We start from the raw sequence: 17,164 nt of genomic DNA, 5'->3' as shown, positions 1-17,164 counted from the left end.
CCAGAACAGGTTATTCAATAATTTCGCAAAGAGGACGAATACAAATCTGCATGCTTTCAAACACAGAACGTATTTTTTTTACAAAGGCCAGCGCTTTGGCTCCGTCACCGTGAACGCATATGCTGTCTGCCTGAACCGCAACTTTTTTTCCCGAACGCGAAACAACAATTCCTTCGCGAACCATACGCACTGCACGCGACACTGCTTCATTTTCATCTGTAATCACAGAACCAGGCTCAGAACGCGCAACAAGTGTTCCGTCATCATTGTAGGCTCGGTCAGCAAAAACTTCGCAGGCAACACGCAGTCCGTTACGGTGGGCAGCCTCGACCATTTCACTTCCCGAAAGCGCCAGCAGAATAGATTCAGGGCTCGCTTTTTTTATTGCACGGCAAACTGCATCTGCCAGGACGGAATCTTTTGCCGCAGCATTGTACAAAGCACCGTGCGGTTTTACATGCTGTATACATTTACCGGCAGCAGCGGCAAAAGATGAAAGAGCCCCTATCTGATACATAACATAAGCTTCTGCTTCTTCTGCAGAAAGTTTCATAAACCGCCGGCCGAATCCCATAAGATCAGGATAACCCGGGTGAGCACCTATTCCGACAGAAGACGCTGCGGCAGCATTTACTGTACGCTGCATAACAACAGGATCAGAGGCGTGGAATCCGCAGGCAATATTTGCAGAAGAAATAAGCGGAATCACATTTTCATCATCACCAATTCTGTAGTTGCCGAAACTTTCTCCCAGGTCACAGTTCAAATCTACCTTAAACATTTATAACCCCCTTTAAAAAAATCAGTTTTTAAGCATTGCATTCGGAACATCGGTAATAAACATATGTCCGGGCGAATGTGTAATACAAAAATCAGGTTTGGAATTCATCACAACACTTTGCGGAGTAACACCGCAGCACCAGAAAACAGGAACTTCTCCTTCCTTAACCGGAACGGCATCGCCAAAGTCGGGATGAGACAAATCCTTAATTCCAATAACAGAAGGATCCCCTATATGGATGGGCGTGCCGTGAACACGCGGCATTGAACCAGACACTGTAACTGCACGCACAATCTGGTCATAGGGAATGGGCCTCATGCTCACAACCATTTTTCCGCCGAAGATTCCGGCGGGAACAGTGTCAATATTTGTAAGATACATCGGAACGTTGCAGCCGAGAGAAATATTGCGCACATCAATTCCCGCAGCAATAAGTTCAAACTCAAAAGAAAAACTGCAGCCTATAAGAAAGCTCACAAGATCATCACGCCAGAAAGAAGAAACGTCCGTATACTCGCCGTCAAGAACACCGTTTTTCCAGATGCGGTACTTGGGAATATCAGTTGCAATGTCTGCACCGCGGGCAATGGAATGCAGCGTGCGTGAACCTTCATCACTTACTTCAAGAACAGGACAGGACTTTGGATTACGCTGCGTAAACAAAAGAAAATCATACGCATACTTTTTTGGAAGAACACAAAGATTTGCCTGCGCAAACCCGGAACACATTCCCGAAGTCTGGCAGGTAATTTTTCCTTCACGTATAAGAGCGCGAACCTCACCGGGCAGGCAGTCAGCATAAATATTTTTTTCAGACATAGTGAACCTCCGAATATTTTTTCAAAAGAAGCCTGTTTGTTTTTTTAAGAAGTGAAAGCGCATGTTTTCTGGAAACAAGAACAAACCTTATTTTTGTACCCGGAACAAACTGCGCAAACAAATGCAGATCAGACGGAATGACTGTCGCAATCTTTGCATAACCGCCCGTCGTCTGCCTGTCACTAAGCATCACTATGGGAAGCCCGGCCGAAGCAATCTGCACGGAACCCCACGGAATTGCATCAGAAATAATGTCTGTACCGCCGCGACACTGGATATGCTCTCCGTCCAGGCGACAGCCCATCCTGTTGGAGGCGGGCATTACAGTGTAAACGGCGTTTAAGAAAGCGCGCGCGCAGTCCCCTTCAAAAGATGCAAACTGAGCACCCTTAACAACATGTACGTCCACCACTCCCGCGCGCGCACTGCACTTAGCAGACACGGCCGGAATGCTGCGAACAGAAATTTCTTTAGGCGCAAAAAAGTTCCCTATTGCAAAACAGTCTCCGGATTTTATTTTTATACCGCCAAAATTTTTATTTACAGAAGGGGCAATGATTCCTCCCGCAAAAGCAATGTATGTACGCAAGCCGGAGACAGCGGCACTAAGCGCAAGAATACTTCCGGCCCCGGCATGTACTTTCGTGTAAAGCGGTACTGCTGTTCCGTCGAGAGTGGCATTCTGGTCGGCACCGGTAATGCAGAAATCGCACTCTCCGTTGAATTCAACTGACGGTCCAAGAAGAGTCGACTCAAGAACCGCCGCTTTTGGAATATTGCCTGCAATAATGTTTGCAAGAATCATTGCATTTTCGTCCATTACTCCGCCGCAGTTGAACCCGTCTTTCTGAAGCCCCCTCGCACCTGAAGTTTCTATAAATGTTCCGGCTCCGGCAGAAAGAATTTTTATTCCCGAAGTTGCAACATACCTTTCCTTTACACATTCACCGCCGCAGGAATTTTCACCGGCACTTTGTTTTTCAAGCAAAGCAAATTCATCTTTTGTTACCGCACGGAATTTAATTTTGTCACCGGCCCTGAAAAGAATTTTCTGCTTTCCTGACACATCGTAAGGCTTTACATTTGTGCGTCCAATAATCTGCCAGCCCCCGGGACTGTCCACAGGGTAAACGCCGGTCTGTCTTCCTCCGATGGCAACACTTCCTGCAGGAATTTTTACGCGGGGAACTTCAAGACGCGGTGTTTCAAGCCGTTCATCCATTCCGCCAAGATAGGCAAAGCCCGGAAGAAAACCCAGCATATAAACGGTATAAACCGGGGACGTGTGTGCCGCAACGACTTCTTCTTTTGAAAGGCCAGAATGTGCGCAGACATTTTTCATGTCAGGGGAAAATTCATCTTCGTAGCAGACAGGAATTTCATGAAGTGTTCCGGATTTCCCTTTTGTTGCACCGTTGAATTTTACAGACTCATAAAGTATTTTTTTTATTTTTGCAAGACTAATTTTTAGCGGATTATAATAAACGCAGACAGTACAGTAAGTCGGAACCCATTCGACAATCGCGCCGGACAGATTCTTTTTTAGAGAAAGTGATTCAAGATATTCACAGACAGAACGCACACGCTCATTTATTTGCGGTGAAATACTGTTCCCGAATTTTACTATGGCATAGTCTGTTCCGTCAAAATTGAATTCAACATTTTCCATAAAAACCTTTTTCCAAAACTCCGTCAAACCATTTGTTCTGCGGATAAGCGATTGCATATTCCACAGTGGAACGCATTAACGCTACAATCTGTTTTTCTATATCTACAGAAAATCCGTCAATTGCAGGAAGAAGTGAACCGGTCATATCAACCATTCCGCTAAGGCAGCACGCCCTCAATACGGCTTCTTCCATCTGTTCGTCATGCATTATTTCTATTTTCCCGTTAAGGTAGGCAAGAGCTGCAATTACCGCATAAACGCCCCAGTCAGAAACCGTCGCTGTTACAAGATAATCTGCACTTGTTGCGGCAATTATTTCTTTTCCGTTGGGAATATATTTTTCTACATGGCGCTTAATCAATCCCATTCCCATTTCATTGCCAAGATCTCCTACAGCAAAAACCGGAACACCCGCTTTTTTAAGTGCGTTAAACAAACCATCTGACTTTGCCTCAAGAGATGTAATGTCAGCACCTACTGCATTATGGTAAACGCCCTTCGCATTCGCACCGGCACTCTCTGTACAAAACAGCGCCGCAGGTTTTGGCATCTTAAGAATAGCTTCTGTTTCTGCGGCTGCTTTCTGTGCATCTTCAGAAATAGTTATGTACGCAAGTGAAAGCGAAACAGACTCTGCTTTTTTCACATCGGAATATGCGTGAAGACCAAGATGCGGCGCAGCGGCTGTTACCGCAGGAACGCATTTTTTTGGAATAACAAACACGGGCGTAACGCCGTATGCCACAACAAGAGCTCTCGCCAGAAGAAGCGCGCCTGTAATTCCGTCAGTTTCAGGACACTCGTGTTCCTTAAGCACAAAGCCTGTCATAATATAGACAGGTGCTTTTTCACTCTTTAGCCTTTTGTCCTGAGAAAGAATTGCGTGCAAGGCTTCTGCAGTTTTCATACAAAGACTCGACCCCATTGCCTTTCTTGCCGCGGGGTATAAAATACGGCACACACCGTAACCGCGCGGGTCCAGGTTCATGAGCTGGTCCAGATTTTCTCCTACATTATATTTTGACAGTTCACGCGCGTTCATATTCCACCTGCTTAAAGTTTGTCATAAAAAGACGGAACAAATCCCGTTTCTGAAATAAAATCTTCGACCGCAGCTTTCTGAAGTTTGCGCAAAGTTTTTTCATCTTTACAGCCGACTTTTTTCTGGTCAATTTCGCATACACGCACACCAAGAGTTCCGGCACTTGTAACAACAATTTCGTCGGCATCAAAAACTTCATCAAGTGTAAATGTTCTCTCGCAGTAAGGCACACCGATTCTTTTGCATATTTCAAGATAGTGGCGGCGCGTTGTTCCGGGAAGAATAAGATTGTCCAGCGGAGGAGTAATAAAAGTTCCGTTTTTGATTATATTGATATTGCTGTGTGCACATTCAGTAACACGGTTTCCGCGGTGGAATACAACTTCATTGCAGCCCGCTTCCTTTGCCTGTTCTGCCGCCATAACACTCGGAAGAAGATTCAGCGTTTTGATATTGCAGTGCAAAAAGCGCGTATCTTCCACACTTATAAGTTTGATTGTTTTTGTAAGATCGGTAAGAGAAGATTCAACTACATAAATAAGAAGATTCGGTTCGCAGTCCGGGAACACATGATTGCGCGGAGCCGTACCTCTCGTTGCCTGCCAGTAAACGAACACAATTCCGTCACTGTCCATTGCGTCAATACATTTCTGAAGTTCAGCAATAAGTTCAGGTTTAGAAAGTTTAAACGGAATTTTTACGGCTTTGAGACTGTTGTAAAATCTGTCTATATGGAAATCTGTTTCAAAAATTTTGCGGTTTGCGGCATAAGTCGCATCATAAACTCCGTCGCCAAAATAAAGTGCGCGGTCAAGCATGGGAACTTTCATTTCTTCCATAAGTCCCATCTCGCCATTGTAATATCCAACATTCTTCATAAAAACCTCCGCAGGCATTGCCATAAGTTACAGGGCTTTTATGTTGTCATATCCAGACACTGCTGCCCGACGGATACGACAGCATTGTCCTTTCAAAACAGACTAGTTTTTAATGTTGATTTAGTCAATTATTTTTTATTGACTTGTGCCGAATTTTACAACCTGCGCTTTTGTTCAGGGAAGATATTCCGGCTCAATTTTTTTTAACGAGTTGAACAGATGCTCTTTCTTTTTTCTGTCACCGTCCGTCAAAAGTTCAAGTCTTCTGCGAGCATCTTTTCTTGCGCTGTTATCCTGAAAATTGCATGTACACGTCCAGCATTTGTAACCCTCACTTTCTGCGTGTAAAACAATAGTTTCTTCGCAGGCATAGCACAGCGGACGGATTATTTCGAGCGGATAATTTTTGTACTTAAGGCGCGGCGGCATTGTGCCAAGTTCAGACTTGTCCAGCATATTCATAAGAAGCGTTTCAAGAATGTCATCCATATGGTGGCCCAGTGCAATTTTATTGAAATTATTTTTTAGCGCATAATCAATCAGTTCAGTGCGGCGCTGCGTGGAACACCAGTAACAGCTCATTTTTCTTCCGGGTTTGAGTCGTCCCTGAACATCAACATTAACAGTCTCAAGTGGAACATTCCATTCAGCAAAGAGAGCAGCAATATTTTCAGGAAGGGCGCCTCCGAATTCCGTACTTACATTAAGCGCTGTAAATTCAAAATCAGATCCAGGTCTTTTTTTTCTGTTTGCAAAATATTCAATAAGCGCCGTAGAATCTTTCCCGCCGGAAGCACCAACAAGAATCCGGTCCCCGTTCTGAATAAGATTGTAATCAAAAACTGCTTTGTCTATAAGATTGAATAAAAACGGCTGTGGCATAAGCGAATACTACCACATACAAAAATCGCGCGCAACTACGGCTTTTATTTCAGTTGATTTAAAATAAAAAAAACCGCCGTGTTCCCAAAAAACAACGGCGGTATTCGCAGGCTGTCCAAAACTTTTTGAACAGCCGACTATCAGACATACTACTACTGAAGAAGTGAAAGTACGTTCTGTGAAGACTGGTTTGCCTGAGCGAGCATAGCTGTTCCAGCCTGAGTAAGAACCTGGTTCTTTGTAAAGTCAACCATTTCCTTAGCCATGTCTGTATCACGAATGCGGCTCTCAGAAGCCTGAAGGTTTTCTGCACCAACATCAAGACCAACAACTGTCTTCTCAAGGCGGTTCTGGTAAGCACCAAGGTCTGCACGCTGCTTGTTGATCTTCTTGATAGCTTCATCAAGAGTACCAATAGCGCGGTTAGCCTGATCAGGTGACTCAAGAGACATAATCTCTTCGTTTCCAACATTGCGCAGTCCAAGAGCAGAAGCACTCATTGTTCCGATGTAAACCTGTGTACGCTGGTCCATGTTGGCACCAATGTGAAGCCACATAGAAGCAGTTACGCTGTTCTCACCTGTCGGGCGTGCAAAACGTCCGGTAAGCATATTCATTCCGTTGAACTGAGCTGTAGAAGCAATGCGGTCTACTTCAGCGATAAGTGAAGAAACCTCAACCTGAATCTGCATGCGGTCTTCGTCAGTGTAAATACCGTTGCTTGACTGAACAGCAAGTTCGCGGATGCGCTGAACGATGTCTTCTGTTTCCTGAAGGTAACCTTCAGTTGTCTGGATGAAAGAGATTCCGTTCTTGGCGTTTGTAGAAGCCTGATTAAGACCACGGATCTGGCTGCGCATCTTTTCTGATACTGCAAGACCTGAAGCGTCATCGCCGGCACGGTTAATCTTCATACCGGAAGAAAGTTTTTCCATGTTCTTCTGGTTGTTCAGTTCAGTAATTCCTTCTGAACGCTGAGCGAACATTGCGCTCATGTTGTGATTGATAACCATATTGTATCTCCTGTAACAAGGTATTATGAGTTACCGGCAAACCAGATCTGGCTGCCGCCCCTCGGGTTTTACCACCCTATACCTTAAATTTCGGAGAATGTTTTTTTGACTTTAGAAAAATTCAAAAGAATTTTCGAAAAATCAGCAAAAAAATATCCAAAACGCCGCCTAAAACTGTCCGTTCCTGATATAATTTTTAAGGGCAGTAGCAAAATCATCCAAAGATTTGCCGTCAGTAAAAGCTGCGCGCGAAAAAGGAACAAAAGGAACATCAGACGCTGCTATCCAAAAGCGCGCATCATCTGCCTGCCTGTCGGGAACACCGCAATCTGCAAGAACAGGGCCAAGTCCCGTCGCGCGGCTGAGTGACTCCTGTGCACTGCTGCTTACAATATGGTTTACCGCATAGCCCGTGCCTTTTTCCTTCGACAGCGGAACCGCGCAGATAACACCGGCACTAAGCCTTCTTGCAACCAGCGGGTTCTCCGACGGAACAAACGGCAGTGTTTCACCCGAGGCATCCGGAACAGAAACAAAGTGCCTCAGAGCCTCAAATTCAAACTGGCGGTGCGAAGAAAGGTCCGTAAAAACCACAGCGCACATATTTTCACGCATCAAGGCAGGCAAACCCTTGTCTTCAAGATTATAGACATCGCTCATAATTATTCTGCCACGCGTCCATTCAGAAAGAAGAGTGGCAGCTTTGTTAAAAGGAGCATTTTCGCCGGCACACAAATCCTTAACTAAATTCTCTGCAGACTGCGGCTTTGCGGAACGTACCATTTTAACAGCCGCATCAAAAGCCCCGCTTCCAGAAAGCGACTCTGCAAGAGCACCTGTCATGTCAACAAAACTGCGGGCATCTGCACCGGCGAAAACTACAGGAAAATAAACTGTTCCGCGCGATTTTTCCGCAAAATCATCAAGCACTTTAATAGAAGAAATTTTTCTTGTTCCGATTTTGGAAAGCGTCTGTGCATTAAGCAGGATCTCTACCGGGTCAACCAAAAGCGGCAGTGCCAAAACCCGTCCCTTATCATTCCGCATAGAAAAAGCCGCCACCGACGAATACATTCCCGAAAGCACCGTTTGTTCCAGTGCATACGAATCCATCTTTTTAGCGGGAACAGAGGCAACAGCTTCATCAAGGGAAGCTCCCGCTGCAGAAACAAGAAGATCAGTTCTGGAAGAAAGCTGTTCGGCAAGCGGCAACTTGTCATCCAGAACAGTAAACGCGTAATGTACAATCTTACCGTTTTTGTCAGTAACAGAAGCCAATTCTGCCTCAAATGCCTTAACCTGAACTTCATTCAGTCCGTAAAATGCGACCTGTGTTTTATGCCGCAAACTGTCAAAATTGGCAATAATTACCAGAGCCGCAATAAAAATCACGAAGACTGCCGAAATACCTGCAATGACAAAACTTTTTCTTATTCTCATACTTTTACTCTAGCATAATTGCATTGAAATCTTCAATAACTCATGCTATTATTGGAAGATAGATTTTTTGACATTTACCGGAGTTTTATATGTGCGGAATTGTAGGTTATATCGGAAGCAAAAAAGCCACACCTGTTTTGATTAATGCCCTTAAAAAACTGGAATACAGAGGTTACGACAGTGCTGGAATCGCCGTTTTTGACGGAGAAGACATTGTTGTACGCAAAGTAAAGGGCGCACTTAAGGCTCTTGAAGAACGCATTTCAAAAGAAGTTATAAACGGCTCACTCGGAATAGGACACACAAGATGGGCAACCCACGGTGAACCAAGCGACGTAAATGCACACCCGCACACAAACCTCAGCGGAACAATTGCAGTCGTTCACAACGGAATTATCGAAAACTATGCCAAACTCAAAGCCTGGCTTCAGGGAGAAGGAGTTGTATTCCGCAGTGAAACAGATACAGAAGTTATTGCACACCTTATAAACTACTATTACGAAATGGACGGTGATATTTTCCATTCAGTTATAGAAGCAACCCACCGTCTTGAAGGAAGTTACGCACTCGGCGTTATATGCAGCGATTATCCCGACAGACTCATTGCCGCAAGAAAGGAAAGCCCGCTTATTGTAGGACTCGGCAAAGGTGAAAACTTTATTGCAAGCGATGTTCCGGCAGTACTTGAATACACACGCGACGTTTATTTCCTTGACCAGAAAGAAATTGCGGTTTTATACAGCGACCACGTTGATCTTTTTGACGAAGACGGAAACAAAGTAATAAAACAGCCTTACCACGTAGACTGGGATCTTTCTTCTGCAGAAAAGAACGGCTATGCGCACTTCATGCTCAAAGAAATCCACGAACAGCCCAAAGCACTTACAGACACAATGCGCCCGCGTCTTGTTTACGAAAACAAAAAGCCTGTAGACATAAACTTTGACGAGCTTACCGTTGCAGAACATTTCAAAAACGCAAAAAGAATCGTAATTACAGCCTGCGGAACAGCGTACCATGCCGGAGTAGTGGCGGCGTATGCATTTGAAAAGTTTGCACGCATTCCGGTTGTAGTAACTGTCGCAAGTGAGTTCCGCTACATGAACCCAATTCTGGACAAAGATGACATCTTTATCGTAATAAGCCAGTCAGGAGAAACTGCAGACACACTGGCCGCCATGAGACTTGCCAAAGAAGCTGGAATCCACGTAATTGCAATAACAAACTGCGTAGGTTCAACAGTAAGCCGCGAAGCAAACGACGTAATTTACACATGGGCCGGTCCCGAAATTGCAGTTGCGTCAACAAAAGCATATACCACACAACTCATGTGCCTTTATCTTCTTGCCTTAAAGTGTGCATTCCTGCGCGAGAAGTTTTCCCGGGCTGAATATACCCGCCTTCTTTCAGAGCTTGAACAGATTCCGTCAAAAGTACAGGAAATTCTTGATGACAAAACCGGAATCCAGAAATTCGTGTCAAAAAACTTCAACAAAGAAAAAGTATTCTTTATAGGAAGACAGTTCGACAGCGCAACAAGCCTTGAATGTGCTCTTAAACTCAAGGAAGTAAGCTACATGCACAGCGAGGCCTTTGCCGCAGGAGAATTAAAGCATGGACCGATTGCCCTGGTAGACAAAAATACGCTTGTTGTTGCCATAGCCACCGATCCGAAACTTTACGAAAAAATTGCCAGCAACATTGTAGAAGTAAGAACACGCGGAGCCACAACTTTTGTCATTACACAGGACAAAGACGGAGCTTTTGCACAGGCAGCAGATGAAATTGTAAGCATTCCGCATACAGAAAGTGCATTTGCTTCAATGCTTTCTATAATACCGGCACAGCTTTTTGCCTACTATTGCGCAATTCACCGAGGAACAGATCCTGACAAACCAAGAAATCTGGCAAAATCAGTTACGGTAGAATAAGTTAAACAGGGGTTACAAATGGATTACAAGAAAAACGAAGTACTTCAGTACGTTGCCGAAAACGACGTTAAGTTCATAAAACTGTTCTTTACAGATATTTTTGGTTCGCTCAAAAGCCTTACCATACAGCCGTCACTTCTCCAGAAAGCATTTGAAGAAGGTGTTTCCTTTGACGGAAGTTCTGTACGGGGGCTGCTTAATATAGAAAAGAGCGATTTTTTTCTGGTTCCTGATCCCACAACTCTTTCTGTTCTGCCCTGGAGACCCCAGCACGGACGCGTGGCAAGACTTTACTGCGATATTCTCTACCCCGACGGAACACCTTTTGAAGGAGACAGCCGCCTTATTCTGCAGCGCGTTGTAGAAAAAGCAGAAAAGCTGGGCTTTAACGTAAATATCGGAACAGAATGCGAGTTTTATCTCTTTAATCTGGACGAAAGCGGTCACCCTACAAACATTCCGCATGATACCGCCGGATACTGCGACCTTGCCCCGCTGGACAAAGGCGAAAACATACGCCGCGATATTATACTTAACCTTGAGCAGATGGGAATTGAACCGCTTACAAGTCACCACGAGTCAGGGCCTGGCCAGAACGAAATTGACTTCAAGCACAACACTGCAATAAAAGCTGCCGACAACTTTGCAACATTCAAAACAACAGTAAAAACAATTGCCTCAAAATCAGGTCTTTTTGCAACATTCATGCCAAAGCCACTCGACAACGAAGCTGGAAGCGGTCTTCACATAAATATTTCGCTCATCAAAAACGGCGACAATATTTTTGAAAAAGATTCACCCGAGTCAAAAGCCTTTATGGCGGGTATACTAAAGCGGATTCGCGAAATTACGGCTTTCCTTAACCCCATGCGCCAGTCCTACAAAAGACTTGGTTCCTTCGAAGCACCGCGTTACGTAAGCTGGTCTTCACAAAACAGAAGTCAGCTTATACGCGTTCCTGCAGCAAGCGGAGACTCTGTCAGAATAGAACTGCGCTCGCCCGATCCTTCCTGCAACCAGTACACAGCTCTTGCTCTCATCATTGCAGCCGGACTCGAAGGCATAGAACAAAAGCTTGAACTCTGCCCGCCAAAAGACGTAGATCTCTTCAAAGCTTCAGCCACAGACATAACAGGGCTTGAATCTCTGCCGCTTTCACTCGATGAAGCACTCATTCTGGCTTCTTCAAGTACATTTGTGCGCCGTTATATTCCTGAATGTGCCCTCAATTCATTTGTTTCTGTCAAAACTCAGGAAAACGATCCTTTATTCGGAGAATTTTAACAAAAGATGGAAAATGTTTTAATCGTCAGTAACACAAATACGACGATGGGCATAATTTCTGATCTTCTGCGGACCGAAACCTTCAACAGGATTATAACCACGCAGAACGGAGCTCAGGCCCGCCGTTATATTAACGAACTTGACTTTGACCTGATTATAATTGACACACCGCTTCCCGACGAAATGGGAGATGATCTTTCCATGACTGCGGCAGAAAAATCTTCAGCCGGAATAATACTCATTATTGACCAGCAGAATGTTCTGGAAATAGGGGCAGAAGTAGAAGACTACGGAGTTTTTGCACTGCCAAAACCAATCAGCTCTGAGTTTTTCTACCAGTCAGTAAAATTACTTACGGCAAGCCGCAAGCGTGTTATGAATCTGGAAAATGAAAACCAAAAACTCCAGAAAAAAATAGAAGAAATACGCATTGTAGACAGAGCCAAACTTATTCTCATCCAAGTACTAAAGATGACAGAACCCCAGGCTCAGCGCTATATAGAAAAACAGAGCATGGACTTGCGCCAGACACGTCTTACCACAGCAGAAAACATTCTGCGCACCTACGAACACTGATTTTTTTACTTACAGAAATCCCTAAAATTCACTCTTTCTGGAGATTCACTTATTTTTATTAACAGACAAAAAAAGGCTGCCCTTTCGGACAGCCTTTTCTTATTCAAGATTCAACTGGTTTTCACCAATTATTTCTTTGCCGGTTTTCTTCCGGGAGTCTTTTTTGCAGTAGTTTTCTTTGCTGCTGTTGCCTTTTTTGCAGTAGCCTTCTTGGCTGTTGTTTTCTTTGCAGTAGCAGTTGTCTTCTTTGCAACAGGCTTTCTGGCCTTTACTTCCTTCTTTGCAGTTGCAGCTTTCTTTGCTGTAGTTGCTTTTTTGGCAGTAGTAGTCTTCTTTGCAGGAGCCTTCTTTACTGTAGCAGCCTTTGCAGCATTGTTAGCGTTAATTACAGCCTGAGCACCGGCAAGGCGGGCAGCAGGTACGCGGAATGTAGAGCAAGAAACGTAGTTAAGACCAATCTTGTAGCAGAGTGCGATAGAAGCAGGGTTTCCACCGTGCTCACCGCAGATTCCAAGGTGAAGATCAGACTTTACAGAGCGACCCTTCTCTTCTGCAATTTCCATGAGAGCTCCAGGACCGTCCTCATCGAGTACGTTGAATGGATCTTCGTCAAGAACCTGCTGCTTGAGGTAAGAGTTAATGAACTTACCATAGTCATCGCGGCTGAATCCGAATGATGTCTGTGTAAGGTCGTTTGTTCCGAAGCTGAAGAAGTCTGCATATTCAGCAAGCTTGTTTGCAGAAAGAGCTGCTCTCGGGAATTCAACCATTGTTCCGATTTCGAATGAAAGGTCTGTACCCTTTTCTTCGTTAACCTTGGCAATAACAGCCTCGGCCTGAGCACGAATCTGCTGAACTTCTTTGAATGTGACAACGTTAGGAATCATGATGCGAACATCGTGTGCAATTCCCTTCTTCTCGCATGCAGCTGTAGCCAAAGCGATTGCTTCAACCTGCATCTCGTAAATCTCAGGATATGTGATTGCGAGACGGCATCCGCGGTGTCCGAGCATCGGGTTGTGTTCCTGAAGAGCGTTGATCTTAAGAGTAAGTTCGTTGACATCCATTCCAATCTGGCGTGCGAGAGCTTCAATCTCTGCCTTTGCAGCTGGCTGTGGTACGAACTCGTTGAGTGGCGGGTCAAGAAGACGGATAGTAACAGGGTTACCGTTCATTGCTTCGATGATTCCGTAGAAATCCTTCTCCTGAAGAGGAAGAATCTTTGCAAGTGCCTTCTTGCGCTCGTCTGTATTGTCTGCAAGAATCATGTTGCGGAATGAAGGAAGTTTTGCCGGGTCAAAGAACATGTGCTCTGTGCGGCAAAGACCAATTCCCTTTGCACCAAAGTCGAATGCTTTCTGTGCTTCACCAGGCTGATCAGCGTTGGCAAGAACATCAAATCCGCGCACCTTCTTTCCAGAAGCTGTTGTGCGTACTGACTTTTCGCGAATCTCGTCTGCCCAAGAAAGAAGTGTATCAAGCTCGTCAGAAAGTTTGGCTTCGTTTACAGGAAGAAGTCCTGCATAAACTCTACCGGTTGATCCGTCGATTGTGATATTGTCACCCTTTTTGAATGTCTTTGCACCAATCTGTACTGTGTCTTCGCTTGGGAAAGTAACTGCTTCGCATCCGCAAACACAAGGTGTTCCCATTCCGCGTGCTACAACAGCAGCGTGTGATGTACGTCCACCAGTAGAAGTAAGAATACCCTTTGCTGCTACCATTCCGGCGATATCTTCAGGAGATGTTTCCTTGCGAACAAGAATAACCTGCTTTCCTTCTTCTTTCCATTCTTCTGCTTCTGCAGCTGTGAATACAATCTGTCCCTGTCCGGCTCCAGGAGAAGCGTTAAGTCCTTCTGCAAGAACTTCTGCTGCCTTTTCTGCCTTCTTGTCAAGTTCAGGGTGAAGAAGCTGGTCAAGCTGGCTTGGCTCTACGCGAAGAAGAGCCTGTTCCTTTGTGATGAGCTTTTCTGCAACCATGTCTACAGCCATCTTAACAGCTGCGGCACCTGTGCGTTTTCCGTTGCGGCACTGGAGCATAAAGAGCTTTCCTTCCTCAACGGTGAATTCCATATCCTGCATGTCGTGATAGTGCTTTTCGAGTCTGTCACGAATCTTGCAGAGCTGCTTGTAAATAGCAGGATTTTCTTCATCAAGCTGTGAGAGTTTTTCAGGTGTGCGAATACCGGCAACAACGTCTTCTCCCTGAGCATTCATAAGGTATTCTCCCATGAATACGTTTTCTCCGGTAGAAGGATCGCGGCTGAAACATACACCTGTTCCTGAAGTGTTTCCCTTGTTTCCGAAAACCATAGCCATAACAGTAACAGCTGTTCCCTTAAGAGCACCTTCTTTAATGTTATTGAGTTCGCGGTACTTGATAGCGCGCGGGTTCATCCAAGAACCGAATACAGCGTTGATAGCTGCCCACATCTGCTTTTTTGGATCCTGCGGGAAGTCTTCTCCAACAGCTGCCTTGTAAATTGCCTTGTATTTTCCGACCAGTGTCTGAAGGTCAGAAGTGTCCATCTCTGTATCCTGAGTAATTCCCTTTGCGGCCTTTACTTCAGAAATGGCTTCCTCAAACTTTTCGTGGGGAACGCCCATTGCTACATCGCCGAACATCTGGATAAAGCGGCGGTATGCATCCCAAGCAAATCTCGGGTTGTTTGTCTTTTCTGCAAGACCAAGAACTGACTTGTCGTTAAGTCCAAGGTTAAGAATTGTGTCCATCATTCCAGGCATAGAAATAGCTGCACCGGAACGTACTGAAACAAGAAGAGGATCCTTTTCGTCACCAAGCTTCTTCTTCATTGATCTTTCAAGCTTTGAAAGATACTTGTCAACATCTGCATTAAGTGTTTCTGGATAGTTCTTTTCGTGCTTGTAATAGTAATCACAAACATCTGTAGAAATTGTAAATCCTGATGGAACAGGAAGACTCAGCGGAGCCTTTGCCATCTGAGCAAGGTTTGCACCTTTTCCACCAAGTTCGGCGCGCATTGATTCATCGCCTTCTGCGTCACCGTCACCAAAGAAATAAACATATTTGGTCTTAGCCATTAATGTCCTCCGTATACGTAAGTAAAATTCAGTATACCGCTAATTTATTTTAACGTCAACGATTATTAATGTTGTGCACTTATTTTTCAACATGTTTTTCAACAAGAATGCGCACGTTTTCAACAAGTTATGCACAACTGTTCCACAACTGTGTATAAGTATCAGTCTTCCATTTTTTTGTAGGCATCAAATTCTGCGAGCATCTCGGGATCCTTGTTTTTGTCAAGAAGAGATACAACAACAGTAACCAACATACAGATAATAAATGCAGGAAGAATTTCATACAGCCCGAAAATCGGATTTACCGAAGCCGGAATATTGTGCCATGCAATAACTGTAATTCCACCTGTGATAAGTCCTGCTATTGCACCCTTTGCTGTTGTTCCCTTCCAGTAAAGTGCAAGAAGTACAAGGGGACCGAATGTTCCGCCAAAGCCGGCCCATGCATAACTTACAAGACCAAAGATTGAACTGTTTGGATTGCGTGCAAGCAGAAGTCCGACAACGGCAACCGCAAATACAGAAATACGGCTTACGTTAAGAACTGTTTTTTCTGATGCATCTTTTTTGATAAGTCCTTTGAAGATGTCCTGTCCGATTGCAGATGAAGCAGAAAGAAGCTGGCTGTCTGCTGTTGACATTGCAGCCGCAAGAATTGCACAGAGGAAAATTCCCGCAATGAAAGCAGGATACATTCTTATCATTGACTCACTGAATACAGTTTCACTGCTGCCGAGTACTTTTATTCCTTCAAGTGATATTTCCGATGGATTTGCTCCAAGAAGAATTCCTTTGTTAAGAAGATAAGCAGTTCCCAAAGTTCCGATTATAAAAGTACCGATGTAGGAAATTATCATCCATGTAATTCCGACGCGGCGTGCAGTTTTTATTTCCTTGTTGGAACGTATTCCCATAAAGCGTACGATTATATGCGGCATTCCGAAGTAACCAAGACACCAGGCAAAAGCAGAAACTGCAGACATGGGACTGAATGTTTTGTTTGCAGTAAATGTAACAAGCATATTCTTGCCGAACTCGCCGCTCATAGCCCTTGAACTAAAGTCCCGGACCTGGTCTACAGCATTTCCGATTCCGCCGAGGGAAATTATGGTAATTACAGAAGATATTACGAATGCAACAAAAATGAGCGCACCCTGAATAAAGTCCGTTGTACAGACTGCACGGTAACCGCCCATGATTGTATAGGAAAGAATAATTATAAATCCTATAAAAAGACTGATGTTCCAGTTGAGTCCGAACACAGAGCCGAACAGTTTTGCACAGGCAACAAATCCCGAAGCAGTATAAATTGTAAAGAACACAACAATGAAAATTACAGAAATTACTGAAAGAACATGTGACTTGTCCTTGAATCTGTTTGTGAAAAATTCAGGAATAGTTATTGAATCACCGAAAGCAATTGAACATTTGCGCAAAGGTTTTGCAATAAAAAGCCACGCAAGATATGTTCCTACGATAAGACCGATTGCTGTCCAGAACGTTTCCTTGAAACCGCCCAAATAGCAGAGCCCCGGAAGTCCCATCAAAAGCCATGCCGAAGAATCAGAAGCTTCAGCACTCAAGGCCGTAACCCACGGACCTACCTTACGTCCTCCGAGAAAAAAATCAGAGGCACTGTTGTTTCCCTTTGCTGAACAGAGTCCAACCAAGACCATAAGTCCCAGATAAAGGACAAAAGCCGCCAAAAGGGCAAAAAGAGTTGCAGTCATAATAACTACCTGCCATAATTTAAAGATGTTATATCTTACAAAAAATGTACGTTC

13 protein-coding genes are annotated in these 17,164 nt (G+C 44.5%); 3 read left to right on the top strand and 10 right to left on the bottom strand.

The window, feature by feature from the left end; translation table 11 throughout:
- Positions 1-10: 10 nt before the first annotated feature.
- The 8 genes from IWA51_RS01395 to IWA51_RS01360 all read right to left on the bottom strand — a co-directional run bounded on the left by IWA51_RS01395 (position 11) and on the right by IWA51_RS01360 (position 8,524).
- The gene (locus IWA51_RS01395; protein ID WP_198442874.1) at positions 11-781 is read right to left on the bottom strand and encodes a LamB/YcsF family protein; all 771 of its coding nucleotides are present in this window, start codon (positions 779-781) and stop codon (positions 11-13) included.
- Between the two features lie 21 nt (positions 782-802).
- Complete coding sequence (locus tag IWA51_RS01390; protein WP_198442873.1) at positions 803-1,600, bottom strand: putative hydro-lyase; 798 nt, start codon at positions 1,598-1,600, stop codon at positions 803-805.
- Positions 1,593-3,269 (bottom strand): 5-oxoprolinase subunit PxpB, encoded by a 1,677-nt coding sequence (gene pxpB, locus IWA51_RS01385; protein WP_198442872.1) that lies wholly within the window; start codon positions 3,267-3,269, stop codon positions 1,593-1,595. The genes IWA51_RS01390 and pxpB overlap by 8 nt, the downstream gene beginning before the upstream one ends.
- Positions 3,256-4,311 carry a DUF4392 domain-containing protein gene (locus tag IWA51_RS01380; RefSeq protein ID WP_198442871.1) on the bottom strand — a complete coding sequence of 352 codons (1,056 nt, stop codon included), beginning with the start codon at positions 4,309-4,311 and terminating at the stop codon, positions 3,256-3,258. The genes pxpB and IWA51_RS01380 overlap by 14 nt, the downstream gene beginning before the upstream one ends.
- A gap of 11 nt (positions 4,312-4,322) precedes the next feature.
- Positions 4,323-5,189, bottom strand: coding sequence for an aminotransferase class IV (locus tag IWA51_RS01375; protein WP_198442870.1), 867 nt, complete (start codon positions 5,187-5,189; stop codon positions 4,323-4,325).
- Between the two features lie 174 nt (positions 5,190-5,363).
- Positions 5,364-6,071 carry a tRNA 2-thiocytidine biosynthesis TtcA family protein gene (locus IWA51_RS01370; RefSeq protein ID WP_198442869.1) on the bottom strand — a complete coding sequence of 236 codons (708 nt, stop codon included), beginning with the start codon at positions 6,069-6,071 and terminating at the stop codon, positions 5,364-5,366.
- Between the two features lie 152 nt (positions 6,072-6,223).
- The gene (locus IWA51_RS01365) at positions 6,224-7,084 is read right to left on the bottom strand and encodes a flagellin N-terminal helical domain-containing protein (protein ID WP_198442868.1); all 861 of its coding nucleotides are present in this window, start codon (positions 7,082-7,084) and stop codon (positions 6,224-6,226) included.
- 168 nt (positions 7,085-7,252) lie between these two features.
- A complete protein-coding gene (locus tag IWA51_RS01360; protein WP_198442867.1) occupies positions 7,253-8,524 on the bottom strand; it encodes a hypothetical protein in 1,272 nt (423 codons plus the stop codon).
- Positions 8,525-8,613: 89 nt separating this feature from the next.
- On the opposite strand from IWA51_RS01360, the gene glmS reads away from it, so the two are divergent.
- The 3 genes from glmS to IWA51_RS01345 are packed head-to-tail and all read left to right on the top strand — an operon-like array spanning position 8,614 to position 12,315.
- Positions 8,614-10,455: a glutamine--fructose-6-phosphate transaminase (isomerizing) gene (gene glmS / locus IWA51_RS01355; protein ID WP_198442866.1), complete on the top strand. Its 1,842-nt coding sequence runs from the start codon at positions 8,614-8,616 to the stop codon at positions 10,453-10,455.
- 18 nt (positions 10,456-10,473) lie between these two features.
- Positions 10,474-11,739 (top strand): glutamine synthetase family protein, encoded by a 1,266-nt coding sequence (locus IWA51_RS01350; protein WP_198442865.1) that lies wholly within the window; start codon positions 10,474-10,476, stop codon positions 11,737-11,739.
- 6 nt (positions 11,740-11,745) lie between these two features.
- Positions 11,746-12,315: an ANTAR domain-containing response regulator gene (locus IWA51_RS01345; protein WP_177528164.1), complete on the top strand. Its 570-nt coding sequence runs from the start codon at positions 11,746-11,748 to the stop codon at positions 12,313-12,315.
- A gap of 128 nt (positions 12,316-12,443) precedes the next feature.
- Here IWA51_RS01345 and ppdK read toward each other — a convergent pair whose 3' ends face one another.
- Positions 12,444-15,380, bottom strand: coding sequence for a pyruvate, phosphate dikinase (ppdK, locus tag IWA51_RS01340; RefSeq protein ID WP_198442864.1), 2,937 nt, complete (start codon positions 15,378-15,380; stop codon positions 12,444-12,446).
- A gap of 161 nt (positions 15,381-15,541) precedes the next feature.
- Positions 15,542-17,110, bottom strand: a complete 1,569-nt coding sequence (putP, locus tag IWA51_RS01335) for a sodium/proline symporter PutP (protein WP_198442863.1) — start codon at positions 17,108-17,110, stop codon at positions 15,542-15,544.
- Positions 17,111-17,164 lie beyond the last annotated feature (54 nt).

This window comes from Treponema peruense, assembly GCF_016117655.1.
GTDB classification, from domain to species: domain Bacteria; phylum Spirochaetota; class Spirochaetia; order Treponematales; family Treponemataceae; genus Treponema_D; species Treponema_D peruense.
The sequence above is the reverse complement of the archived record's forward strand: the minus strand, read 5'-3'. Positions and strand labels throughout refer to the sequence as shown.